We start from the raw sequence: 24929 nt of genomic DNA on the forward strand, positions 1-24929 counted from the left end.
AACAAAACTTTAATAATGAAACAATTAGCCTTAACAACAGTTTTAGCGTTTGCATTTATAATTAATTTAAATGCTCAAAGCACAAAAAAGCAAGACCAGGACGCCATAAAGAGTATGTGTGGTTGTTATGAAGTTACTTTTAACTTTGCTGAAACTTTTGAATATTCAGGAGATTCAACTTATATACCCTCAAAAGTAAAACATGATAAAGGTTTAGAGTGGGTTCAATTAGTTGAAGATGATAAAGACAAAATTTCTATGCAACACTTATTAATTGTTGGTCCTCCTAATAATAAAATGATTGTAAAACATTGGAGACAAGATTGGGAATTTGAAAATACCGATTTGTATGAGTACAACTATGATAATAGCTGGAATTATGTTAGTCTTCCTAAAAGTGATGTTAAAGGACAATGGACTCAAAAGGTATTTCAAGTAGATGATAGCCCTCGTTATGAAGGATCTGCTTCTTGGGTACATGTTGATGGTAAGAGCTATTGGGAAAACACAACGTCTGCACCATTACCAAGACGTGAGTACACTAAACGTAGCGATTACAATGTAACTATTAGAAGAAATCGTCATGAAATCGTTGATAATGGTTGGATTCACGATCAAGATAACGACAAGGTAATTCGTGAAGAAGGAAAAGCTGATGTAGTATTAGCTCAAGAAAAAGGGTTTAATACTTACGTTAAAGTTGAAGACAGTAAATGTAAAGCTGCTCAAGATTACTGGAAAGAAAACGAAGCTAAATGGGCTATTGTACGTGCTAAATGGAGTGAAGTTTTTGCAAGACATACAAACTTGTCTTTGGAGGAAAAAGTTGATAATAAAGGACTCTTTAAATATTTATTTGATGAAGAGAACTATAAAACAGCTGAAGAAATCAATCCGTTAATTGAATCATTTGTAAAAAAATAAGATGCAAAATTTTAAACTAAAACTCCTTGGTTTAGCACTTCTTTTAAGTGTTCAAGGATTTTCACAAGACAATATTTTTTTAAGCCGTGATTTTTGGGATACTAAACCTACACCTAAGGTTATTGACCAAAAAATAAAAGAGGGCAACAATCCTGCTGAGGCAAACAGGAATAATTTTGATGGTGTAGTGTATGCGATTTTACAAAACGCACCATTAGAAACCATTATTCACCTTCAATCTCAAGAAGGAAATGATGCTAACAAATTAACTCACGATGGTAGAACGTATATTTTTTGGGCTGCCTACAAAGGAAATATAGAGTTTATGAAGCACCTTTTAAAACAAGGGGCTAAAACCGACTTAACTGACGATAAAGGAAACACCATTTTAAACTTTGCCGCTGGTTCAGGTCAGCAAAACACTGAGGTATACGAGCTTTGTATTAAAAATGGAGCAAACCCAAAAGTAGACCTAAATCCTGATGGAGCTAACGCTTTATTATTGTCGGCTCCTTATGATTCAGATTTTAAATTGTTAGACTATTTCGTGTCCAAAGGTGTAGATTTAAAAAGCACTGACGCCAATGGTAATGATGCCTTTAACTATGTTGCTAAAACAGGAAATATTGATCTAATGGATAAGCTTATAGCTAAAGGGATTAAAGGAAACGACCAAGCATTTATGTTTGCTGCTTATGGAACACGTGGAAAAACCAATGGTTTAGAAGTGTATAAATATCTAGAAGAAAAAGGATTAAAGCCTAATTCAACAAACCACGAAGGTGTTTCGCCCCTGCATGTGCTTGCTTCACGATCAAAAGATACTGAAGTCATTAATTACTTTTTAGAAAATGGATTAAATGTAAACGCTAAAGATCACAATGGTAATACACCATTTTTAAATGCAGCTTCTAGAAACGACTTAGCTATAGTAAGCTTGTTGTACGATAATAAACTTGAAAACATTAATCAAGCTAATAAAAAAGGAGAAACCCCTTTAATGCTTGCAATGCAAAACAATAGTCCAGAGGTTGTCAATTTCTTGATAGAAAAAGAAGCTAATTTAGAACTAGTAGATGCTGATGGTAACAATCTAGCTTACTATGTTATTAGTGGTTATTCAAACAGAAATAAAGACGGTTTCTTAAAAAAGTTAGACCTAGTAAAGACTACAGAGTTAGACCTAAAAGCACCTCAAAAAAATGGAAATACTTGGTATCATTTAGCTGTTGAAAAAAACAGTTTAGAGCTTTTAAAAATGGCTACTGAATTTGGTCAAGATATCAATGCAAAAAACAAAGAAGGGAATACAGCTTTGTTAATTGCAGCGATGAAAGCAAAAGACGATAGTATTTTAAAATTCCTGATAGAGCAAGGAGCTGATAAAAAAATCACTACCGATTTTGATGAAACAGCTTACGATTTAGCTTCAGAAAATGAGCTACTAAAAGAGAATAATGTTTCAATTAAATTCTTAAAATAAAATTTATTGTCTGTTCGAGCGCAGTCGAGAACTTTTAGTTAGGTCTCGACTGCGCTCGACCTGACACTTACTAATAATTAAAACATGAAATTAAAACATATAACCCTTTTAAGCATTTTAGTTTTAGGATTGGTATCCTTTACAACCTTAACAGAATCTACCAAGTATAAGTGTATGATTCAAATGACGAATTATACAGGAGAAGGCGCTTACATTGTGATTTCGTTAATCAATCCAGAAGGCGCTTATGAAAAAACCTTGTATGTAAAAGGTGATGACGATGAGTGGTACAATACGGTTGAAGAATGGTGGCAATTTTATGGCAAAAAACGTCATAATATTGATGCAATCACAGGCGCAACAGTTGCTGGTGGCGAACGCGCTATAGAAGTGATAGATATTGAAGACTCTAAAATAGATGCAGGTTACAGCATCCGTTTTGAAACCGCTGTTGAAGATGATGAATATTTTGTTGATGATGTACAATTCCCATTAACAACAGAAAACATCAAAGGAAAACACGAAGGTAAAGGCTTTATTCGCTATATTAGAATGATGCCGAATTAATAATAAATTATGACCATATCCATTTGGAGATACAGTCACCTTGCGTTGGCTGTATCTTCTTTTGTTTTTATCGTTTTAGCTTCTGTAACCGGAATTCTTCTGGCATTTCAGCCTATTTCCGAACAATTAGAACCTTACCATGTTGCCGATTTAGACAACATCACACTTGCTGAAACTCTTACAGTTTTTCAAGAGACTTATCCTGAAATTATTGACATAAAAGTTGATGGTAATGATTTTGTGGTTGCCTCTGTATTTACTGAAGAAGGAAACGATTTAAGTGGTTATTTTAATCCTGTTACTGCCCAATATCTTGGCGAAGAGCTAAAACCATCACCTTTTTTTCAATGGGTAACCAATTTCCATAGGTCGTTATTCTTAAAAAGCGTCGGCCGATTTTTTGTAGGTTTATGCTCATTCTTATTGTGCTTAATTGCTGTTACTGGAACTGTCCTAATCATAAAGCGACAACGTGGTTTTAAGCGCTTTTTTTCAAAAATAATTAATGAAGATTTTAACCAGTATTGGCATGTCGTTTTGGGGCGTTTGTCTTTAATTCCAATCATCATTATTACGGTTACAGGTGTGTATTTATCGTTAGAAAAGTTTGATGCTTTACCAGAAGCTGAAATGTCACATCAAGTAGATTTTGATGCGCTTTCTGAAACGCCAAAACAACCGTTATCACATTTTGAAGTGTTTAAAAACACACCACTTTCTAAAGTAAAAGCTATTGAATTCCCTTTTTCTAGTGATGTAGAAGATTATTTCACAGTAAAATTAAAGAATAAGGAGTTGCTTGTTAATCAGTTTACAGGCGATGTTTTAAGTGATATACAACTACCTAATGTCACGCTGTTTTCTAATTTAAGTGTGAATTTACACACGGGAAAAGGCAGTATTTTATGGTCTATTATTTTAGCCATTGCTACGGCAAATATTCTGTTTTTTATCTATTCTGGGTTTGCCATGACTTTAAAACGTCGTAAAAGCCGATTGAAAAATAAGTTCAAACCTCAAGATGCCGAAATTGTTATTCTTGTGGGTTCAGAAAACGGAAGTACGATAAACTATGCCAATGCATTTTACAAACAACTTATTGCTACTGGAAAAAAAGCAGTAATTACCGAAATGAATACATACACGCAGTATCCAAAAGCAAAGCATTTGGTAATAATGACAGCGACTTATGGTCAAGGCGATGCACCAACAAACGCCAATATGTTTTTACAAAAACTACAATCGGAAACCAATGCAAGCACCTTGCAGTTTTCAGTAGTTGGATTTGGCTCGTTAGCATATCCTGATTTTTGCCAATTTGCATTTGATGCTGATAAAGCCTTACAGCAATTATTTCAACAAGATGTTTCTGTGTTTACCATCAATGACAAGTCGGTTGAAGCGTTTAATCAATGGGTCAATCAGTGGTGCGACGCTACAGGAATTACTGTAAATATTCCGCAAGAGCAATTAGTGACCAAACCCAAACAGCTTAAAAAATTTAAGGTAGTCAGCAAAACAGAAACCAATACTGATGACACGTTTTTTATCACCTTAAAACCTAAAAAGCACCATCAATTTACTTCGGGCGATTTATTGGCTATCTATCCAAAAAACGATTATAGAGAGCGTTTGTATTCTATAGGAAAAGTAAACGGAAATGTTCATTTGAGCGTGAAGTTACATAATAAAGGTTTAGGTTCTGGATTTTTATATAACGCTGAAATAGGCTCAAAACTAAAAGCGCGTTTGGTGAAAAATTCTGCATTTCATTTTCCTAAAAAAGCAAAACCTGTGATTATGATTGCAAACGGAACTGGAATTGCACCATTTCTTGGAATGCTTCAGCAGAACAAAAAAACAGAAACCCATTTATATTTTGGACTGCGAACAACGGAATCATTTAAGATGTATAAAACGCAAATAGATGACCTTATTTATGAAAAAAAATTAAGTAATTTTAAGTTAGCTTTATCTAGGGAAGGAATGAGACAATATGTTCAGGACAAATTACATAATGACGCAAAATTTATTGCAGAAACGCTTTACAATAATGGTGTGATTATGATTTGTGGTTCGCTAGCAATGCACAAAGGTGTAATAAGTGTTTTAGAGGATATTGTTACGACTTACAATAACAAACCGTTGAGCTATTATCAAAATAATCAACAAATAAAAAGCGACTGCTATTAAGTATCGCTTTGTTCTTGAGTGTCTTCAGGGACAGCTTCTTCATCAACGTCTTTTCCTTTGTTTAAAATACTTGGAAACAACATAGGAGCTAAAGATTTTACAGGTTTGTAAAGAATAGACGTTTCTAAATCTTCTTCATCTGCAAACGGAATGGTGTTGTTCATATTGTCAAAAACAATAAGCAATATGCTTAATATTAACCCAATTTTAAGTGCACCAAATACACCTCCCAAAAGTTTGTTTAAAATTCCTAAAGCAGCAAAATCAGCTAGTTTAGTTAAGGCTTTTCCTGCTAAAGCAATTGCCAAAACAATAACTACAAACGTAATGGCAAAGGCAAGAATGTTTACATATTTTTCATCCCAATCTACACTATCTTCAAAAAAAGAAGCAGCATAATCACTAAAATGAATGGCGCCATAAACACCAGCAACCAAAGCTACAAGTGAAGCAACTTCAACAAAAAGCCCTTTAAAAAGCCCTCTTACAAGTCCAAAAAGCAACAATGCTCCTAAAACAATATCAATAACAGCCATTATGTTAATTTTTTTCAAATATAACTTTTTAATAGTTAAAAATATTGTGCCTTAAATTTGTTAGTTCTAGCCAAGTCTAGAACAGCTAGATTATAAGTAAAACTTTTTTTAAGGTTTCTGTTACCTTGTAGGTTTAAATATCAAGGTTTTTTAACTTTGCAACTTAATTAAATTGAGATTCCTGCTTTGGTAGGAAAATATATATGTCTAGAGACGAACAGTTAAAACAACGATGGGAACTTTTGGTTAACAAGCTGTCTGTACAGTTTGCTGATGGCGACACGTTAGATTTAGATGCCATTATATACCTTATTGGCGTTCAGGAATTAGGACAAATACACCGTCGTTTTAAAAAAGACCACAAACTAGATTTAATGCATATTGCCATATGTAGGTTGTTAGAACCTTATGGGTATTATGAATTTGATTTTTTTGATGACGATGGTTGGCCACATTATAAAGTAAAAGAACAATTGCCTCACCTTAAAGCAGGTGAGCAAAGTATTTTAATGAAAGAAGCCATTGTCAATTATTTTTTGGAAGCTGAGTTTATTGAATAGATTTACTAAATTTGCACTCATTTTATTGATATCATGATAGACAAGATTAAAGCGCTTATTGCTGAAGCAGAAGCATTCAAAGCTGAAACTAAAGATGAAGTTGAAGCATTTAGAATTAAATACCTTGGAAAAAAAGGGTTGCTTAATGATTATTTTAAAGAATTTAAAAATGTAGCTAACGACCAGAAAAAAGAATTTGGTCAAGTTATCAATGCTTTAAAAAAGACTGCTGAAGATAAAGTAAACGCTTTAAAAGAAGAGCTAGAGAGTAAAGAAGAAGATAAAGGTATTTATGGTGATTTGTCTCGTCCTGGAGAACCTATTGAAATAGGTGCGCGTCATCCAATATCTATTGTAAAAAATCAGATTATTGATATCTTTTCACGTATTGGGTTTAATGTAAGCGAAGGTCCAGAAATTGAAGACGATTGGCACAATTTTACAGCGTTGAACTTGCCAGAATACCATCCAGCACGTGATATGCAGGATACGTTTTTTATTCAAACCAATCCAGATATCTTATTGCGTACGCATACCAGTTCGGTACAAGTGCGTTATATGGAAAACAATAAACCACCAATTCGAACTATTTCACCAGGTCGTGTTTACAGAAACGAAGCAATATCTGCGCGTTCGCACTGCTTTTTTCATCAAGTAGAAGGTTTGTATATAGATAAAGACGTGAGTTTTGCTGACCTTAAGCAAACGCTTCAATATTTCACTACTGAAATGTTTGGAAAAAGTAAAATACGTTTACGTCCGTCGTATTTCCCGTTTACAGAACCAAGTGCAGAAGTAGATGTATATTGGGGACTTGAAACGGAAGTAGATTACCGTATTACAAAAGGAACAGGTTGGTTAGAAATTATGGGTTGCGGTATGGTAGATCCTAATGTGTTAGAAAACTGTGGTATTGATTCTAAAGAATATTCAGGGTTTGCATTTGGTATGGGAATAGATCGTATTGCCATGCTACTACACCAAATAGGTGATATACGTTTGTTAAGCGAAAATGATGTGCGCTTTTTAGAGCAGTTTAAGTCTTCGATTTAAAGTTTAGGGATTCGTTGCGTAAAATCTGATGGATTTCCTATGAATAAATCGGAAGCAATGAACTATACACGTTGTTGTGTGCAGTTATTATACATTAACGAATATAGACCAAAGTACCAAGGGTAGAAGCAATATTGATTGTATTTTCATTAACAACATAAATTTGCCCACCACCATTACTTGTTGAATAAGTATATGTATTGTTACCATTTGAATTATAATTACCAGCAAGTAAAAGTTGATTTGGATTATTAAAACAAAAGTTAGTATCCGCACATTCATTATTACTGCAAAAATTAAAAATTTGGTTAAATCCGACAGAAAGAGAAAAAGTGTTTTGAGAAAATATTGCTGGTGTGCCATAATATGTAAATCCACCATAGGTTGTGTTCCCACTTTCATCACAAGACTGAGTGCTATTATATTGATTAGCAAAATAATTACTTACCTGAACTAAAGTCCATTGACCTGATAAGTCAATTTCTCCGCATTCTTGTACATCGTTACCGATAGCATTATAACAACATTCTGAAATACTTGTAGTCTGTGCCCATTGGACAGAGAAATTAAACGTATTGGCTCCATTCGAAATAAAATTAAAGGCAGTATTAATAAAATTCCATTGTTTTATAAATTTATTAAACCAACTATAATTAATATTAATACCCGAGTTTGTTCCACAAGTTACTATTCCATCTAGATTGTTTAATATAGTGCTATTTGCGGAGTACAATATTGTCCCTATTCCAGCATTGGAATTGCTTGAGACGTCTGATATAGTTTGTACAGTTGATAAGATATTGTTCCTGATTGTCGACAAACATGCAACGTCGTTGTTATCCAACAATGGTATTAAAGTAAGAAGCAAATTATTGCTGAAAGTACCTAAGTTTTCATAAAATGCTTTATCATGCTCAGTGCTACCATCTCCAAAACCAGGTTTACCTGTATAAAATTTGAATGTAAAATCACCATCTCCCTCAAGTGTATAAATTACTTCGACTGGATCGTCAAATGTTCCTCCATTGCCTGAGAGAATATCCTCCACAGAATTCGGAACTAGTTGTACACCTTTTACCAACAACTCATCTATTTTAACATCATCTTTTAGAACACTTATAACGGTTGAATAGGCATTCGGTAAATTTCCTTGTCCTGGGCTAAAGGATAAAAGTCTTCCGGCACTGTTTACCAAAACAGGAATACCTTCTTGATTGGCTGATCTTGAACTTGCAGATTGAAAAAGTGAAGTTAGAGCATTTTGCAGCTCAGAATTAGTTTGATCGAACAAAGGTCTATTCGTAAGTAGGTTTTCTTCGATTTCTTGAAGCAAAGGCGTGAAGTTACTATCATTTAAAACAGAATCTATAAAATCTTGTTTGCCATTTTCTGACAGAAAGACTATACTTGGAGACATCATCACCAGTGCCAATGCAGTGGAATTTGCATCTATGTTGTTATTCGGTCTGTTTGGATAATGGTATCCCATTAAAATAGTTTCGTTCAATTCGTTTTCAACGTATATACCTGTGAAATCATTACCAATCTTAGTTTGAAATTCCCCATCAACTACATTAGTTTGATCAATAGAGGTACTTACTGTTAATGAGTTCACATTTATCGAACTTTCAGGTGGTAGAATTATCTCACCATTGAAACTTAATAAATTATTATCTGTATTATCCATCGATTTATCATCTTCAGAACAAGATGTTAGAACAACTGATATTAGGATAAAAAGTAATTTTTTCATTATTCAATTTATTGATTAATAGCTCATTAAAAGTAATAAAAATATTAATAACTTAAATACGCCTAAGAGGAGTACTGTCACTCAAAATTGCACACAACGGTCTCGGCTATGATTTCGTTGTGGAATCATTCGCAGGATTGTTCCACTTAGAAATCAGCTTTTTGATTAATAGTTTTATTTTGGTGTGGCATAAAACCGCAATGAATTATAGCCATTGTTGGGCATAGTTTTATTTAAATATTGAATTTTATTTATTTGAGCCCTAATTGTTCCATTTCATAATTCCAATATTCTTTTTCAGAGTTAAATCCTAATAGTTTTAAATTACATGCTAACTCCATGTTATTGTCATTTGCGTTACTTGTGTAATAATTTATATCATCGGAAGTTGCTGTCCAAATTAGTTTTAACTGGTTATCCTCTTTTTGAAATTTAATTTCATTGTTATATAGTTCGCGTGGACTCCAAATTCCATAATGAGCTGCGGAATCATTTTTGGAATTAATTTCATAACCTCTTTTAATTTTAATCGTAGAATTATTTATATCTTCAATGTCCTTAAATTCTGTATGAAATAGTCTAAGTTTTATCCAACATTGATTTGCATCAGTGTGTAATTCCGTATTTAAATATTTCTCTAATGAGGCTTTTTCATTTTCGGAACGATCAAATGAGTCTGCTGAAACATTAATATTTATTACGATTTTATTATTGGGTTTTTTATAATATACAAGCTCCGTTTTATCAAACTTGTTGAAATAAATTAGGCCATCTCTATTTTTGATTTTTATATAGTTATTCATTTAGTCTTACAAGGTTTTGAAATAATTATGCCCAACGGTCTCGGCTATGATTTCGTTGCGGAAAAATCCGCAGGATTCTTTCCGCCGTAGCCGAAAGATAGCAAATTTGCGTTGAATTCCGATTAGGAATTCAACCGCAATGAATTATAGCCATTGTTGTAACCAGTGCTTTTTATTTTATTGATATCAATATACTTAATTTACCTGAACCTTTATTTGTCTCAATTTTTAAAGTAAAAGTTTCAAAGTCCCATATTCGTCCATACCATTTATTGGATTGAATCAAATCCTTTTCTTTTTCCCATTCAAATCTTTCTTTAAAATATTTATCCGCTCCAAAAATTTCAACCGCATTATTAACAACTAATTCGTACTCTCTTATAAATGTGAAGTTTGAATAATTATTGGTTTTTCGATAAAAATAAAGGTAGCTTTTACCATCCTCAAGGATTTTATCAATTCTATTAAAGAATCCCAAATAATTATGAACAGGCTTAATTGTATTTGTCTCTCTATTTATATCAATAGATTTATAAGAATCTACAATCAATCCATTTTTCAAATCATTCATTAAAAGTTCGGAAAAAGTATTTTGGTCTTTTTCTTCCTTTTCGACAATAAAGTCAAAAGATTGGATGAATTCATCAGCGTGAATAACTTTTGTGTCAATTCCAAGTAACTTATAAAGTGCTCTGGTTTTTTTCAAAAAACCATTATCGTCTGAAACAACACAATCGCAGTAAGCTCCATAATAACTATGAATCCCATCATTTAGCATATTATTGAATCTAACACTTTTAGATGGTTCTTTACTTATGCCTAAAAGGTCAAGAGTAAAGTATGCGTTTGTAAAAAAGTCATATTTTGATATTTCCTTGTCTCCATTTGGATTTAAATTACTATTCACATATTCTATAAACGTCTTTTGAAGATGAGAATCTTTCAAGTCTTCATTGAAATCTATCTCGTCATAGTCAATAGTAAACTTTCCATTGTTAATATGCTTGTCTGTAACGTTTCTCAATCCCTTATACACAGATTTATCCTCCTGCATATTTTTAAGCATTCCCATAAAATGTTCACTCCATTGCAATATACTCATTGGTTCTTTGCCAAAAGGAAGAAAGTTTTTTAATGGGTCAGTTATTGACGAGTCCAAGTTTTCCATTCCTGGAAAGTTGAAATCTAACTTTGTTTCGGTTAAGAGAGTTTTTGCATTTTCAAACTTTTCTTGGTCTTCTGGATTTAGGTCGCTCGTGTCAAAATCAAAGATGCTTGAGAAATCAATATCATCTGTTTCTTTTTCAATATCTGCAAATGCTTCTAAAGGTCTTGCTAAATAGCAAGAGGTTTTCTTTTCAATTGCGTGGTATGATAGGTAATTATCATTCACAATTGAATCCATAAATTCTAATTCGGAATATTTAATATTTGTTTTATCGTTTTTTAAATCTCGAAGATGTGCGTGAGAGTAACAGAATAAACTTGCCTTTTGTTTCCTGATTTGATTCAATAGTTTGACATATTGAGCTTTTTCCTGTTTGAACAGGTGACTGAAGATTTGTTTGTCAAAATATATTCTTACCATTCATTTTTTCGGCATTGGTTACAACAATTGGATATACGTATTACGTATATTCATACTATATGTCTAAGATAGCAAATCTTTTATTCAGCCAAAGATTAATTTCTCTATCAATATTGAGGTCACGTTTAAAAGTTGTAATTATTTCCTCTAAACTTATTGAATATACTTTCTCAAAAAATCAAACCGTTTACTCCCTCAACGTCTCTTGAAACAATTTAAAAATGCGTCGGTACTCATCGCTCCAGCTAGAGCTTTCTACAAAGCCATGACCTTCTAGTGGGAATACAGCTAATTCCCAGTTTTCTTTTTTCAGTTCAATTAAACGTTGTGATAGACGTACCACATCCTGAAAATGTACGTTAGTATCAATCATACCATGTAGCATCAATAAGTTGCCTTTTAAACCATCGGCAAAATAAATTGGTGAACTTTGTTGGTAGGCTTTTGGGTCATCAACAGGAGTGTTTAAAATATTTGCGGTATAGCCATGGTTGTAATGTGCCCAATCGGTCACTGAGCGTAAAGCTGCACCACTTTTAAAAGTATCAGGATATTTAAACATAGCCATAAGCGTTATAAAACCACCATAAGAACCACCATAAATTCCTAGTTTATCTGGAGAAACTCCATGTTCTTCAACCAGGTATTTTGCACCATCAATTTGGTCGTTAAGGTCTTTTCCTCCCATGTGACGGTAAATGGCTGTTCTCCAATCTCTACCATAACCTTTACTTGCTCTAAAATCTATAGCTAAAACAGTGTATCCATTATCGGTTAAAATATTATGGAACATGTATTCTCTATAATAAGACGACCACCAATTATGAACGTTTTGTAAGTATCCTGCACCATGAACAAAAATTACTGCTGCACCATTGTTTTTGTCAGGACTAGGCTTGTAAAGTGTTGCTGGTACTTGTGCGCCATCTCTAGCAGTAAAGTTTATAATTTCGGCTTCAGTCCAGTTGTAGGATTTAAAAGCATCGGTTGTAGACTCAGTAAGTTGTGTCATTTTTGCACCAGCTTTGTTATCCATAACATACAATTCCCAAGGTTTATTGGTGTATGAATATCTTACAGCCAGTTTACGTTCGTCTGGTGAAATAGAAACTTCATGACCACCTTTTTGAGAGGTGATTTGTACCATTTTTCCTCCTTTTACTGGTAGGTGATAAAAATGGGTTTGATGCGCACTTTCTTTATTGCTAATGATGTAAAAGGTTTTTTTGTCTTTAGAAAGTGTTACTTGCTGAATTTCAAAATTACCTTCGGTAAGTGCTTTTGTTTTTCCTGAGTTTACATTGGCAGTGTACAAGTGTGCATATCCTGTTTTTTCTGATTTAAACCAAATAGTAGTATTGTCAATCCACTCAACAACACCATTGGCAAACCAACCAATTTCTGGTCCACCAATCCAAGCATCGTCATGTTGATGATCGATAAGTTTTAAGTTTCCGTTGCTAAGGTCTACTAGCATAATCCAACGGTCTTTATAATCTTGCGAAGTAATGTTTACTACAGCTTTCCCATCTTGCGAAAATACAGGAGAATCTACATAAACAGGTCTTGGGTTTTCGTATTCAGGATTGTAATCTTCAGTAGTTTCGGCATAGTCTTTTAAAAATGCAGGTTTGTTTTTAATGCCTTCAATAGTTTCGGTTTTTAGTTGGTGTGTTTCTCCTGTTTTTAAGTTTAAAACCCAAGCTTCGGTAGTGTATTGAGGTCCGCCAACTTTTGCGCGAGCGTTAAGATCTGTAGTGTAACCACTATCAGTAACATAATCAGGTACTATAGTGTTTTTATCGTTTGCAGGACTGTAAAGCCTGTAAATAGCATAGTCTAAATTTGGAGAAAGGTCAATATCAAAAAGGCTTTTATCACCTATGTAAACTGCTTCAGGACGATTAAACTGTCTTTGCTCTCTACGGTAACTGCTGGCATCACTTTCGTTTTTACGTTTTTGCAGAATGTCAAAATGCGCCAATTGGTCATCGTAAAGCCATTGGTCTTGCGCGTTGCGTTTACTTTCAGGACGCTCGTTTCCGCTTTTAAAATTAGTAAGTTGGGTAATGCTTCCATCTGCAATTGTCCATTGGAAAAGATTATTGTCTTGTTGGTAAACAATGTGTTTTTGGTCTCCCGAAAACATTGGGTTAGACTCTCTGTTTATAGTATTGGTAATTTGTCGTTTACTAAAATTTGACATGTTAAGTAAAAAGAGGTCTCCTCCTTTTTCGTAAACGCTCCATTTACCATCTTTTGAGAGCGCTCCAGCATTACTGCGTTGTTTTTCGTCTTCAAAAGAAAGTGCTTCTATTTTTTGGGTGTTGATATTTACTTTATAGTTAGAACGAATGGTGTCGTTATTAGGATTCCAACTGAAATAAATGTCTTTGCTATTGTCTGACCAACTAATATTTGTTGGTAAATAACCTACAAAGTCTTCGCCTTGCATAATCTGGTCAATAGTAAGAGGAGAATTGTTGTTGGTTTGTGCTGTAGAAAAGGAAGAAACAAATAGAATAATTAGGGCAGAGAAAACGTGTTTCATTGTATTTTTTTAAAGTAATTTATCTATTCACATTTTAGACTTAATTCGTCAATTCGAGTAAATTTCAGGATTGAAATGAGTGAAATTTGTATCGAGAATAAGAAATAGTTCTCGATACTATTTTTCGTTTCTCAAAATCACTCGAACTGACAACCTTGTCTTTTTTTAATAAAAAATGCACAATAGATAGTATTGTGTTAATTTTGCGTCTAATTTAAAGGTTTTCTGTAGAAGCAAGAAATAAGATGAAAAAAGATATTGAAATCCCAGAGGTGGAAGGTGTTTATATAGCAGTAGTAAACGAGTTTAATGATGTTTACAAAACCCAAGACTGGAATGCATATATTATTAATGATAAAGACCAAGACCTAGATGTGGTTTTAATTGTTACTAATGGATATTCTGACCAAAAAATAACATCTACATTTAGAAAAAAGATAGATAAGCTACCTGCAAAAAGCTATGCTAAAATTGAATTGTTACAAGAGGAACTTTTTGCACTTAACAATCAGTTTAAAGTTACTTTTTTTGAAGGCAATACTATGTTTGAAAAAACCTATGTGTTTAGAAAAAACACTATTAATGAACGTGCCTTACAAGCTATTCCGTTAATGAAAGTAAAAGGGGTTTTAAAAAAATAAGCCTCGTTTTAAACAAGGCTTATTTTTAAAGGTAATTATGCAGCTTTAATATGCTGATTAATGGTGTTTACCCATGTATTGGAAAATTGAATTTCTCCATCTAGCATAAAACCATCTTCATTATCAAAAACGGTTAGTTTTTGATGTTCTTTATTAGAGAGATTAAAACAAATATCAATAGTACTTATTGATTGGGTTTTGCTTTTTTCTTCATTAATATAACAATAGTTAGCTTGTTTTAAGTCTACAATTGTTGTTTCGTTGTTTTTAACAAATAATACCTTTCGGTTTGTTTTATCAATACCAATGGTATTTGTATTTAAAGTTTCAAATTCATCAATTTGAATGTTGTGTTCTAACGCAATAGTTTTAAATGTTGCTATTGTTTGCTTTTGCTTCTTTTTTCTAGAAAAGTATATAAACGCATAAGGCATACAACATAATAGAGCTATTGCAACTCCTATTATAGTGCTGTTTGTATTCATTGTTATTTTAAAATAAGTGTGTAATAAATTACTGCTGCTTAGCTTTAAAAGCTCGCAGTGTTTAAATTTTTAAATGCAGTAAAATGTGTTTACCAATGCGTATGGAAAGGGAAAATAATATCAATAGCTCTAAAGGGAACTATGGTTTTATTATGGTGTTTAAACTGAACAGTACTTGTTAAGGCATAGTGTAAACTAAACGCCTTGTTTTGAATATATGTAGAGTTTTTAAACCCTAAAGGTGAAGGTCCAGTTCTTGAGTCTGAAAGAAAAACAACATTGGTTTCAATGCTGCTTGCTAAAAGTGCAGGTTTTGAAGGTGAAGTAACTGTTTCTTTTTCAGCTTTAGAAAAAAGCAATACCGAATCGGTTATAGTTTTTTCAGGGACAGCAGTCGATGAAAAACTATAACTAAATAAGGAGCAAGCTAATAAAAGAAAAGATACTAACTTTTTCATGGCACAAATGTAACTTAAAGAATTGAGGTGTAAAGATTAAATACGTTAATATTAATCTAATTTTTCAGTAAGTTTTTTAAATACTTTTTTAGGGTTTTTACCTTCATATAGTATTTCGTAAACCGAGTTTACAATAGGTAAACGTGTTTTCTTTTTATTTTTTTCGTTCAATAAATGTGCACTTTTTGTGGCATAGTAACCTTCGGCAACCATGTTCATTTCCATTTGAGCCGATTTTACAGTGTAGCCTTTACCAATCATGTTACCAAACATTCGGTTTCTAGAAAATGTAGAATATCCTGTAACCAACAAGTCTCCTAAATAGGCAGAGTTGTTGATGTTGCGTTTCATTTTGTGCATTTTTTTAATAAAACGCTTCATTTCTCTTATGGCATTACTCATCAATACACTTTGGAAATTATCACCATAACCTAAACCATGTGCAATACCAGCAGCAATAGCGTAAATGTTTTTAAGCATTACAGCATATTCGGTACCAATAACGTCATCGCTAATTTTGGTTTGTATGTAATCGCTAGAGAGTTTATCGGCAATGTCCTGTGCTTTTTTACTATCAGCACAAGAAATGGTTAGGTACGATAATCGTTCTAAAGCGACTTCTTCTGCATGACAAGGACCAGCAATTACAGCAATGTTTTCAAAAGGAATATGGTAAATATCATGAAAATGTTCACCTACCAATAAACCAGATTCAGGAATAATACCTTTTACAGCCGAAACAATGGTTTTTTTAGTAATATCTACAGTGAGTTTCTCTAATTCAGAATGCATAAAAGCCGAAGGCACTACAAAAATAAGTACATCAGCATAATTAGCCATTTCATTAATGTCGTTGCTTAGCTTTAATTGGTTTATATCAAACTCAACCGAACTTAAATAACTTGGGTTGTGTTCTTCTTTAAGCAAATGCTCTTTTATGTAAACACTACGCATGTACCATCCAACTTCATCAAGGTTTTCGCATAACATTTTTACAATAGCAGTGGCCCAACTTCCTGAACCAAAAACAGCATATTTTAAAGGGTTGTTCATATAATTATTTTCAAATTCTATATTCAAAAATACACAAAATATAAGTCTTTAAGGTTAACATTGTATAAAGCACAACTAATTTTTGGCACGCGTTTTGAAACCTTAAAATTATTAACCCTAAAATTGTTGGATTATGAAGACTATAAAATTATTCTTAACACTTGCTTTTACAGCAACTTTATTGACGTCTTGTTACAGAGAAGAAGTTATTGTTGATAACTATAATAACACACCAACAATTTCATTACATCAATTATTGAGCTCGTATGAATTGTGGTATGTAGATATTAACCAAACTATAGGTTATGGCGAAACACCATTTTTACAAATAGCATTTACAGTTTCGTTTAGAAATGGAGTAATGTATGCTAACAACAACCTAGTTGGTTTTGGTAACCAAGGTAACGGTTTTGGAATTCCAGTAGCAGATTATGATGCTTATAACATGATATTGGATGTGTACCACGATATTGATGGTTACGAAACTTTTGATGTGTACCAAATAGATAATAATACCATTGAGCTTTACAATCCGTTTAATGATACTTCATATTTTTTACATGGTTACCAACGTAGCACGTTTGATTATGACTATGTGTTTTATGACAATATCCACTATTTTCTTCAAGAGTATGAAGCTTGGGAAAAGACCTATACAAGTCAACAAGGAATGCTAAATGAGTTTGATAATGAAAATTATCTTCAGTTTTTAGCTGGTGGAAATGATTCAGAGTTTAGAAGTTCTCAAGACGTAAATGTCTCAAACCCAAACAATATTTATTGGGATTATACAGGTGTTTATGGAGTAGGAGACATCTCAAATAACATGTATCTAAAAACATTAACATTAGATTATGATTATTTTGACAATGAATACTTTGAATTAAGCGTTTTAAATGATGCAACTATAGAGCTGTACCATCCATCTTCTGGAACAATTTATGAATTTACAGGTAATGGATATATACAATTTATGAGAGAAGCAAATGCAGAAGGAAGAATGGTTAAACAAACCAATGAAGCGAAAAAACGTAAACAAAAAACAGATAAAAAAGAGAACCCAAGAGAAAATACAAGGAGCTAAATTTTGGTTGGTTATTTAGTTTCCATAGCGCTCAACTAGATAGTTCTAGTTGAGCGTTTTCTTTTGGATTTTTATGTGACTTTAAGGTGATATTGTGTGTCATATATATGAAGATTTGTTTACATTTTAATTACTAACATTAATTGGATTTAAAACATATTTTTTTAAACTTTACAAGAAACAATAACTATTAACACTTAAACATTATAATTATGGGTTTATTTTCATTCATTAAAAATGCTGGAGCAAAAGTTTTTGGCATAGGAAAAACAGATGCAGAAGAAGCTGCTGAAGCGGCAGAGGCAGCAGCTGAGGCAAAACTAAAAGCAGAAACTGCAGCAGCAGGCAAGCTAGAAGAAACAATTTCTGATTTGCAATTAAAAGTAGAGAATTTAAAAGTACATATTAACGACGATTTAGCTACCATTTCAGGTATGGCTTATGACCAAGCAACAAAAGAAAAAGTAGTATTAGTTGTAGGTAATACTGAAGGTATTGCAACTGTTGATGACCAAATGACTGTTGAGCATGTAGAGCCAGAAGCTCAGTTTCATACAGTTGTAAGTGGAGACACTTTAGGTAAAATTGCTAAAAAATTCTATGGAAATGCTATGAAGTATCCTGTGATTTTTGAAGCTAATAAACCAATGCTTAAAGATCCTGATTTAATTTACCCAGGACAAGTATTGCGTATTCCGCATTTAGACTAAGCATAATACTCATACATAAAAAAAGCCAACGCAATTACGTTGGCTTTTTTATACAGTATATTAAAGTATTATTTCAAAAGCGTTGTTAGTGCTTCAACGTCATAAGGCTTTGCCGTAATGGTTTTGTTTTTATCCAAGACAAAATACGAAGGTGTTGACCCAACACCATAGGCATTAGAAATTGGGTTGTCCCATTTTCCTAAACCAAGCACATGGATAAAATCAGGATAATTAGCAATTTGTTTTTGCCAGTTCGTATTCTCATCTTCTAAACCAACAGCAATGACTTTGTAATCAGGTTTTGAAGCCATTAATTGTTTTAACTTAGGAAGTTCCTCCAAGCAATGACCACAAGTGCTACTCCAAAAAACAACAATGTAATGCTCTGCATTATTTAAATCGTGTAATGAAGTGGTTGTAGTTGTTCCATTTTTAGAAATAGCGATATCAAAATCATGTGCTTTTTTCCCTATTGAATTGTTTTTGTAAACACTAATGTATTCAGCGAGTTGGTCATTGTGAGTTGCTTTTGCCAAATCAAAAAGGTACTTGTCAGTAATTGCATTGGCAACATCGTCATTTTGTAAGGTTGAAAAACGATGCCAAATCAGCTCTAATAACGATATTTTTACAGTAGCATCAACACCATTCATATACGACATTAAAGTGTCAATATCTTTTAAATGAGTTTCGTTACTAGTACTTGCCGACATACCAAAAACATAAGCCAAAACTCTATCAGTTAAAAAATCTGAACTTTGCAACAACACACTTTTAAAATCTACATGTTTTAAATAAGATGCTTTAAGGTTTGCAGAGTAAGTAGAGATGTCTTCATACTCTGTTGGTACGTAAGGCCTATTGGCAACAATAAATACATTTGCCATTGTCCCTTTTGAGGCATCTTCAAAAGCAGTTTGAGTATCTTTTAAGGTTTTAAAAATATCTTTAAACGCTTTTTTGTCGGTACTTTCTTGAGTGTAAAAATTGCTAATTGTCATGTTCACCAATTCCATACTTTTGGTATAAGACGACCACAATTTATTTTCGTTTGAAGCTGTAAACTCTAAGCCTTTGTCATCACTATAGGTAAATGAAATATCTTCTTTTCCGTTGTAGATAAAGTCAAAATTATTTTCTTCAGGTGGTAAAGCATACACTATTTTATAGATTCCTGGACCAGTAGTAGAATCAAAAGAAATACTGAAATCACCTTTTTCATCAAGTTCAGCTCTATCTATATAGTTTGAACCTGTTGGTGTAGAATGGTATAAAAAGGCATAAGTATAATCTGTTACTGGTTGAAAGTTTCCTTCAATTTTATGTTGTGAAACCATTAAAAAAGGACATAAAACTGCAAGTATAAATAGTTTTTTCATGTGTTTTTAGTTTTCAAAATAAGTACCAATTATCAAGCCAAAATAGGCTTTAAAGCAGCTAAAGCTTGATGAACTGATTTTATATTATCAAATGTAAGCAATAATCGTAAACCATTTCTGGTTTGCTTTTCTTTCATCTTACAGGCTTTTGGGTGTGTTTGTGCAAATTGTAACACTTTGGTAAATCCGTTACTTTGATAAAAACCACTTTGTTGATCGTTAATAAAATAACCTACAAGTTTACCGTGTTTCATCACCACTTTTTCTAAACCAATTTTTGTCGCAATCCATTTTATACGAACACTGTTTATTAAATCGATAACTTGGGTTGGTAACTCACCAAAACGGTCTATAATTTCTGATTCAAATTTATCTAACTCAGCTTCGGTTTTAATATCGTTTAACTTGGTATACAGGTTTAAACGTTCGGCAATGTTATTGACATAATCATCAGGGAACAAGAGTTCAAAATCACTATCAATAGTAATGTCTTTTACATAGTCTCGTTCTTTACCTTCGTCTTTGTATAAATCTTTAAACTCGTTTTCTTTTAATTCATCAATAGCTTCGTTTAATATTTTTTGATAGGTATCAAAACCTATATCATTTATAAAACCACTTTGTTCGCCACCTAATAAATCTCCAGCGCCTCTAATTTCGAGGTCTTTCATGGCAATATTAAATCCACTACCTAATTCGGTAAACTGCTCTAAGGCAGTAATACGTTTTCTTGCATCATTAGTCATAGCCGAATATTCTGGAGTAATAAAATAGCAAAATGCTTTTTTGTTGCTTCTTCCTACACGACCACGCATTTGGTGTAAATCACTCAACCCAAAGTTATTTGCATTGTTTATAAAAATGGTGTTAGCGTTTGGTACATCTAATCCACTTTCAACAATGGTTGTACTTACAAGAACATCAAAATCGCCATTCATAAACCCTAACATAAGTTGCTCTAGTTTTTTACCATCCATTTGTCCATGACCAATACCAATTTTAGCATCAGGTACTAAACGCTGAATCATGCCAGCCACTTCTTTAATGTTTTCAATACGATTATGAATGAAGAAAATTTGACCACCACGTTGTATTTCATAAGTTACAGCATCTCTTATGGTTTCTTCGTTAAACCTGATTACGTGACTTTCAATAGGATATCTGTTTGGTGGAGGAGTTGTAATAACCGATAAATCCCTTGCAGCCATTAAACTAAACTGAAGCGTTCTAGGTATAGGTGTTGCTGTGAGTGTGAGCACATCAACATTATCTTTAATGGTTTTTAATTTTTCTTTTACTGCAACACCAAATTTTTGTTCTTCATCAACAATAAGCAATCCTAAATCCTTAAAGCTTACATTTTTATTAACCAATTGATGTGTGCCAATAATGATATCTACACCTCCTTTTGATAGGTTTTCTAAGGTTTCACGTTTTTCCTTTGCAGTTCTAAAACGGTTGAGGTAATCAACAGTTACAGGAAAATCTTTTAAACGCTCTTTAAACGTTCTATAATGCTGATAAGCCAAAATAGTTGTAGGCACTAAAACTGCTACTTGCTTACCGTTGTCTACAGCTTTAAAAGCAGCTCTTATGGCAACTTCGGTTTTACCAAAGCCTACATCACCACAAACCAATCTGTCCATTGGACGCTCGCTTTCCATATCTGCTTTTATATCAGCAGTTGCAGTACTTTGGTCTGGTGTGTCTTCATAAATAAAAGATGCTTCTAGCTCGTGTTGCATATAGCTATCAGGATTGTATTGATAGCCTTTTTCTAGCTTTCGCTTAGCGTACAGGTTTATAAGGTTAAAAGCAATTTCCTTGACTTTAGACTTGGTCTTTTGTTTAAGAGTTTTCCATGCTTTGCTTCCTAGTTTGTAAACTTTTGGAGGTTTCCCGTCTTTACCATTAAACTTGGTAATTTTATGTAGCGAATGAATGCTTAAATACAGCACATCACGTTCGCCATAAATAAGTTTGATGGCTTCTTGTTTTTTTCCTTCGACATCAATTTTTTGTAACCCTCCAAATTTCCCAATACCATGATCAATATGGGTTACATAGTCGCCAATGTCTAAATTGGTCAGTTCTTTTAAGGTAATAGCTTGCTTTTTAGCATAACCATTTTTAAGATGAAACTTATGATAGCGTTCAAAAATTTGATGGTCTGTATAGCAAGTTATTTTAGCAACATGGTCAACAAAACCTTGAAATAAAGACAACACAATGGTTTGATAGTGTACTTCTTGTTCTATACTTCGACTGCGCTCAGCACTAGCATCTTCAAAAATATCGTGAAAACGTTTGGCTTGCTGTTCACTTACGCATGCAATATAGTTGGTGTAACCTTTATTATGATTTGAGTTTAAATCATCAATTAACAGATTAAATTGCTTATTGAATGATGGCTGAGGTGACGTGTTAAACGTAATAGTACTATTACTTTCAGACGCATTACTAAAGAAAGCTTCTGAGCCAAATTCTACTAAAGTAAACTCTAATAATTGTTTTTTAAGCAATGCCGAATTGCAAAACAGCTCTTCAGGTTCAGCATGTTTAATGTCTTTTGAAAGGTTTTGGAAAGCGTCTTCGGCTTTACTAAAAAAGTCATCAATTCTTGAAAACAGAAGGTTAGTGTTTTTAGCAAACACTACTGTTTTTTGAGCAATGTATTTAAAAAAACTTTGTCTAGTTTCTTCTAAAAATTTATTGGCAACATTGGGTATAATGTTGATTTTTTTAACTTGTTCGGTTGAAAGTTGAGTTTCTACATCAAAGGTTCTAATGCTGTCTACTTCATCACCAAAAAACTCAATACGATAAGGCTCGTCGTGCGAAAATGAAAACACATCTACAATTCCACCACGTACCGAAAATTCTCCAGGTTCGGTTACAAAATCAACACGTTTAAATTTATATTCAAAAAGAACTTCGTTTACAAAATCGATAGATAAATTATCATTAACCTTAATTTTTAAGGTGTTTTTTTCTAGCTCTCTTCGGGTAACTACTTTTTCAAATAAAGCATCAGGATAGGTCACAATAACTGCAGGTTTTTTTTGCGAGTTAATGCGGTTTAAAACTTCTGCACGTAAAAGCACATTAGCATTATCGGTTTCTTCAATTTGATAAGGTCTTCTATAGCTTCCTGGATAAAACAAAACGTCTTTATCATTGAGCATCAATTCTAAATCGTTAAGGTAAAAGGCAGCTTCTTCCTTATCATTAAAAACCAGTAAAAAGGGTTTGTCTGCTTGTTTAAAAACTTCTGTAATTACAAAAGATAAAGAGGAACCAATAAGTCCTTTAAGGTGTGTTTTACTTTGGGATTGGGCAATAGCAATCTGCAGATTTTGCGTTTGCAAAGTCTGTGCATAGGTTTGCGAGAGGATGGATTTACTCAAGACAATGTATTTTGTGGTGCAAATATAAAATTTTGTGACTTAGTTTATGTTTAAAAACTATTAATAAATAGTATATTTACTCTAAGTGTATTTTATTTAAAATTAAGGAAGAAGTCAACCTTTTTATTAGTCTTTTATGATTAAAAAAAGAAAAATAATATGTAGGTTTGCACGACTTTAAAAAACAAGAATATATGTCAATTTCAGATTTATTTGATAGTGGTTTTAGAAAACGTAATGAAGACCATTTTGCAGCCATAGTAAGAGTTGCAATGAGTGACGGAATTATCACTGATGGAGAACGTGCTTTTTTAGATAGATTAGCTAGAAATTTAGATATTAGTGATAGCGATTATAAGCAAATATTAAAAGACTATAAAACGCATCCTATTAACCCTCCAACATCTTACGATAGACGTTTAGAGCGTTTGTACGATTTGGCACGTATGGTATGGGTTGACCATATGGAAACAGAAGATCAGGTTATTATGCTTGAAAAACTTTGTGTTGGTCTTGGATTTAGAGCAGACAACGCTAAGTATGTTACTGATAAAGCGTTAAGCTTAGTACATGAAGGTGTTGATATTGATACTTTTATGGATGAAATTAAAACAATGAATAGATAATATTCAGTAGTTATAAAAAAAGAAAAGCGAACAATTTTGTTCGCTTTTTTTATGTTTTAATTTTCAGGATTCCTCATAAATTCTTCGGCTTTTTCAACCATGTTTTTACTACCACATATAAATGGTACACGTTGGTGGAGTTCAGTTGGTTCAATGTCCATAATTCTATTAAAACCATCACTTGCTTTCCCGTTAGCTTGTTCAGCTAAAAAAGCCATTGGGTTACATTCATAGAGTAAGCGTAGTTTTCCGTTTGAGTTTTTAGAACTTTTAGGATACATGTAAATACCACCTTTAATCATGTTTCTATGAAAATCAGAAACTAAAGAACCAATATATCTACTAGTGTAAGGTCTGTCGCCTTCTTCCATTTGGCAGTATTTGATGTAGTTTTTAATCCCTTGAGGGAAGTGAATGTAATTTCCTTCGTTTACAGAGTAAATTCTACCATCAAGTGGAAATTGCATGTTTGGATGCGATAAATAAAATGTACCAATTGCTGGGTTTAAAGTAAAGCCATTAACGCCATCACCTGTAGTGTAAACCAACATGGTTGAGGTACCATAAACCACATATCCAGCTGCAACTTGCTGACTTCCTTTTTGAAGAAAATCGTCAATGGTTACAGGAGTTCCAACAGGAGTAATACGTCTGTAAACCGAAAAAATAGTACCTACAGAAACATTAACATCAATATTTGAAGAACCATCAAGAGGATCGATTAAAACCACATACTTGTTTTGGTTGTTTTCATCCTGACTGTTTATAGATACATAGTCATCTTCCTCTTCACTGGCAATACCACAAACAATATTTCTATTGGTTAAGGTTTGGATAAATTTTTCATTGGCATACACATCTAGTTTTTGTTGATCTTCACCTTGAATATTTGTTTCGCCAGCAGCTCCAATAATATCAACCAAACCAGCTTTGTTTACTTCATGATTTACAACTTTAGCAGCTAATCTTACGGAGTTAATTAATCTTGAAAGTTCTCCTGAAGAGTATTTAAATGAAGCTTGGTTTTCAATAATAAACTCTCCTAAAGTTTGATTTTTTTGAGACATGAAGTGTG

At 33.0% G+C, this 24929-nt stretch carries 21 protein-coding genes; 10 read left to right on the forward strand and 11 right to left on the reverse strand.

Annotation, left to right across the window (positions count from 1 at the left end; all coding sequences use genetic code 11):
- Positions 1–15 precede the first annotated feature (15 nt).
- From A8975_RS11125 to A8975_RS11140, 4 genes are all read left to right on the forward strand, one after another.
- On the forward strand, positions 16–924 hold the full coding sequence (locus tag A8975_RS11125) for a DUF6607 family protein (RefSeq protein ID WP_131508675.1): 909 nt from the start codon (positions 16–18) through the stop codon (positions 922–924).
- 1 nt (position 925) lies between these two features.
- The gene (locus A8975_RS11130) at positions 926–2407 is read left to right on the forward strand and encodes an ankyrin repeat domain-containing protein (RefSeq protein ID WP_134200546.1); all 1482 of its coding nucleotides are present in this window, start codon (positions 926–928) and stop codon (positions 2405–2407) included.
- An 84-nt stretch (positions 2408–2491) separates the two neighbouring features.
- The gene (locus A8975_RS11135) at positions 2492–2974 is read left to right on the forward strand and encodes a DUF2271 domain-containing protein (RefSeq protein WP_166667473.1); all 483 of its coding nucleotides are present in this window, start codon (positions 2492–2494) and stop codon (positions 2972–2974) included.
- Positions 2975–2983: 9 nt separating this feature from the next.
- The gene (locus A8975_RS11140) at positions 2984–5167 is read left to right on the forward strand and encodes a PepSY domain-containing protein (protein WP_134200548.1); all 2184 of its coding nucleotides are present in this window, start codon (positions 2984–2986) and stop codon (positions 5165–5167) included.
- On the opposite strand, the gene A8975_RS11145 is transcribed toward A8975_RS11140, so the two are convergent.
- Complete coding sequence (locus A8975_RS11145; RefSeq protein WP_134200735.1) at positions 5164–5703, reverse strand: CvpA family protein; 540 nt, start codon at positions 5701–5703, stop codon at positions 5164–5166. The genes A8975_RS11140 and A8975_RS11145 overlap by 4 nt on opposite strands.
- 203 nt (positions 5704–5906) lie before the next feature.
- On the opposite strand from A8975_RS11145, the gene A8975_RS11150 reads away from it, so the two are divergent.
- Both A8975_RS11150 and pheS read left to right on the forward strand, forming a co-directional pair.
- Complete coding sequence (locus A8975_RS11150; RefSeq protein WP_129760841.1) at positions 5907–6263, forward strand: hypothetical protein; 357 nt, start codon at positions 5907–5909, stop codon at positions 6261–6263.
- Between the two features lie 33 nt (positions 6264–6296).
- On the forward strand, positions 6297–7316 hold the full coding sequence (pheS, locus tag A8975_RS11155; protein ID WP_129760842.1) for a phenylalanine--tRNA ligase subunit alpha: 1020 nt from the start codon (positions 6297–6299) through the stop codon (positions 7314–7316).
- Positions 7317–7410: 94 nt separating this feature from the next.
- On the opposite strand, the gene A8975_RS11160 is transcribed toward pheS, so the two are convergent.
- The 4 genes from A8975_RS11160 to A8975_RS11175 form a co-directional block, all read right to left on the reverse strand.
- Positions 7411–9069, reverse strand: coding sequence for a hypothetical protein (locus A8975_RS11160; RefSeq protein ID WP_131508683.1), 1659 nt, complete (start codon positions 9067–9069; stop codon positions 7411–7413).
- A 251-nt stretch (positions 9070–9320) separates the two neighbouring features.
- Positions 9321–9872 carry a hypothetical protein gene (locus A8975_RS11165; RefSeq protein WP_131508685.1) on the reverse strand — a complete coding sequence of 184 codons (552 nt, stop codon included), beginning with the start codon at positions 9870–9872 and terminating at the stop codon, positions 9321–9323.
- Between the two features lie 172 nt (positions 9873–10044).
- Positions 10045–11277 (reverse strand): hypothetical protein, encoded by a 1233-nt coding sequence (locus A8975_RS11170; protein WP_134200550.1) that lies wholly within the window; start codon positions 11275–11277, stop codon positions 10045–10047.
- A 370-nt stretch (positions 11278–11647) separates the two neighbouring features.
- Positions 11648–14011 (reverse strand): alpha/beta fold hydrolase, encoded by a 2364-nt coding sequence (locus A8975_RS11175; RefSeq protein ID WP_134200552.1) that lies wholly within the window; start codon positions 14009–14011, stop codon positions 11648–11650.
- 245 nt (positions 14012–14256) lie between these two features.
- On the opposite strand from A8975_RS11175, the gene A8975_RS11180 reads away from it, so the two are divergent.
- Positions 14257–14652, forward strand: a complete 396-nt coding sequence (locus tag A8975_RS11180) for a hypothetical protein (RefSeq protein ID WP_129760847.1) — start codon at positions 14257–14259, stop codon at positions 14650–14652.
- A gap of 35 nt (positions 14653–14687) precedes the next feature.
- Here A8975_RS11180 and A8975_RS11185 read toward each other — a convergent pair whose 3' ends face one another.
- From A8975_RS11185 to A8975_RS11195, 3 genes are all read right to left on the reverse strand, one after another.
- Positions 14688–15137 (reverse strand): hypothetical protein, encoded by a 450-nt coding sequence (locus A8975_RS11185; protein ID WP_131508693.1) that lies wholly within the window; start codon positions 15135–15137, stop codon positions 14688–14690.
- An 89-nt stretch (positions 15138–15226) separates the two neighbouring features.
- A complete protein-coding gene (locus A8975_RS11190; protein ID WP_134200554.1) occupies positions 15227–15595 on the reverse strand; it encodes a hypothetical protein in 369 nt (122 codons plus the stop codon).
- A gap of 51 nt (positions 15596–15646) precedes the next feature.
- On the reverse strand, positions 15647–16648 hold the full coding sequence (locus tag A8975_RS11195; protein ID WP_134200555.1) for an NAD(P)H-dependent glycerol-3-phosphate dehydrogenase: 1002 nt from the start codon (positions 16646–16648) through the stop codon (positions 15647–15649).
- Positions 16649–16781: 133 nt separating this feature from the next.
- Here A8975_RS11195 and A8975_RS11200 point away from each other — a divergent pair, with 133 nt between their 5' ends.
- Both A8975_RS11200 and lysM read left to right on the forward strand, forming a co-directional pair.
- Entirely contained in the window at positions 16782–17732 is a 951-nt protein-coding gene (locus A8975_RS11200) for a nicotinic acid mononucleotide adenyltransferase (protein WP_131508697.1), read from the forward strand.
- A 212-nt stretch (positions 17733–17944) separates the two neighbouring features.
- Complete coding sequence (lysM, locus tag A8975_RS11205; RefSeq protein WP_129760852.1) at positions 17945–18442, forward strand: peptidoglycan-binding protein LysM; 498 nt, start codon at positions 17945–17947, stop codon at positions 18440–18442.
- Positions 18443–18510: 68 nt separating this feature from the next.
- Here lysM and A8975_RS11210 read toward each other — a convergent pair whose 3' ends face one another.
- Complete coding sequence (locus tag A8975_RS11210; protein ID WP_134200557.1) at positions 18511–19821, reverse strand: TlpA family protein disulfide reductase; 1311 nt, start codon at positions 19819–19821, stop codon at positions 18511–18513.
- 32 nt (positions 19822–19853) lie between these two features.
- A complete protein-coding gene (gene mfd / locus A8975_RS11215; RefSeq protein ID WP_134200559.1) occupies positions 19854–23228 on the reverse strand; it encodes a transcription-repair coupling factor in 3375 nt (1124 codons plus the stop codon).
- 194 nt (positions 23229–23422) lie between these two features.
- On the opposite strand from mfd, the gene A8975_RS11220 reads away from it, so the two are divergent.
- Entirely contained in the window at positions 23423–23854 is a 432-nt protein-coding gene (locus tag A8975_RS11220) for a TerB family tellurite resistance protein (RefSeq protein ID WP_129760855.1), read from the forward strand.
- Between the two features lie 56 nt (positions 23855–23910).
- Here A8975_RS11220 and fbp read toward each other — a convergent pair whose 3' ends face one another.
- The gene (gene fbp, locus A8975_RS11225) at positions 23911–24921 is read right to left on the reverse strand and encodes a class 1 fructose-bisphosphatase (RefSeq protein WP_134200561.1); all 1011 of its coding nucleotides are present in this window, start codon (positions 24919–24921) and stop codon (positions 23911–23913) included.
- Between the last annotated feature and the right edge of the window lie 8 nt (positions 24922–24929).

It is taken from the genome of Meridianimaribacter flavus (genome assembly GCF_004366715.1).
Lineage (GTDB): Bacteria > Bacteroidota > Bacteroidia > Flavobacteriales > Flavobacteriaceae > Gaetbulibacter_B > Gaetbulibacter_B jejuensis.

Bases quoted from the DNA above. Each gene is read 5' to 3' on its own strand.
- A8975_RS11185 (WP_131508693.1), bottom strand. From the start codon at position 15,137: ATGAATACAAACAGCACTATAATAGGAGTTGCAATAGCTCTATTATGT.
- A8975_RS11220 (WP_129760855.1), top strand. From the start codon at position 23,423: ATGTCAATTTCAGATTTATTTGATAGTGGTTTTAGAAAACGTAATGAA.
- A8975_RS11180 (WP_129760847.1), top strand. From the start codon at position 14,257: ATGAAAAAAGATATTGAAATCCCAGAGGTGGAAGGTGTTTATATAGCA.
- A8975_RS11170 (WP_134200550.1), bottom strand. From the start codon at position 11,277: ATGGATTCAATTGTGAATGATAATTACCTATCATACCACGCAATTGAA.
- lysM (WP_129760852.1), top strand. From the start codon at position 17,945: ATGGGTTTATTTTCATTCATTAAAAATGCTGGAGCAAAAGTTTTTGGC.
- A8975_RS11190 (WP_134200554.1), bottom strand. From the start codon at position 15,595: ATGAAAAAGTTAGTATCTTTTCTTTTATTAGCTTGCTCCTTATTTAGT.
- A8975_RS11175 (WP_134200552.1), bottom strand. From the start codon at position 14,011: ATGAAACACGTTTTCTCTGCCCTAATTATTCTATTTGTTTCTTCCTTT.
- A8975_RS11130 (WP_134200546.1), top strand. From the start codon at position 926: ATGCAAAATTTTAAACTAAAACTCCTTGGTTTAGCACTTCTTTTAAGT.
- A8975_RS11140 (WP_134200548.1), top strand. From the start codon at position 2,984: ATGACCATATCCATTTGGAGATACAGTCACCTTGCGTTGGCTGTATCT.
- A8975_RS11160 (WP_131508683.1), bottom strand. From the start codon at position 9,069: ATGAAAAAATTACTTTTTATCCTAATATCAGTTGTTCTAACATCTTGT.
- A8975_RS11210 (WP_134200557.1), bottom strand. From the start codon at position 19,821: ATGAAAAAACTATTTATACTTGCAGTTTTATGTCCTTTTTTAATGGTT.
- A8975_RS11125 (WP_131508675.1), top strand. From the start codon at position 16: ATGAAACAATTAGCCTTAACAACAGTTTTAGCGTTTGCATTTATAATT.
- fbp (WP_134200561.1), bottom strand. From the start codon at position 24,921: ATGTCTCAAAAAAATCAAACTTTAGGAGAGTTTATTATTGAAAACCAA.
- A8975_RS11195 (WP_134200555.1), bottom strand. From the start codon at position 16,648: ATGAACAACCCTTTAAAATATGCTGTTTTTGGTTCAGGAAGTTGGGCC.
- A8975_RS11145 (WP_134200735.1), bottom strand. From the start codon at position 5,703: ATGGCTGTTATTGATATTGTTTTAGGAGCATTGTTGCTTTTTGGACTT.
- A8975_RS11135 (WP_166667473.1), top strand. From the start codon at position 2,492: ATGAAATTAAAACATATAACCCTTTTAAGCATTTTAGTTTTAGGATTG.
- A8975_RS11165 (WP_131508685.1), bottom strand. From the start codon at position 9,872: ATGAATAACTATATAAAAATCAAAAATAGAGATGGCCTAATTTATTTC.
- A8975_RS11150 (WP_129760841.1), top strand. From the start codon at position 5,907: ATGTCTAGAGACGAACAGTTAAAACAACGATGGGAACTTTTGGTTAAC.
- pheS (WP_129760842.1), top strand. From the start codon at position 6,297: ATGATAGACAAGATTAAAGCGCTTATTGCTGAAGCAGAAGCATTCAAA.
- A8975_RS11200 (WP_131508697.1), top strand. From the start codon at position 16,782: ATGAAGACTATAAAATTATTCTTAACACTTGCTTTTACAGCAACTTTA.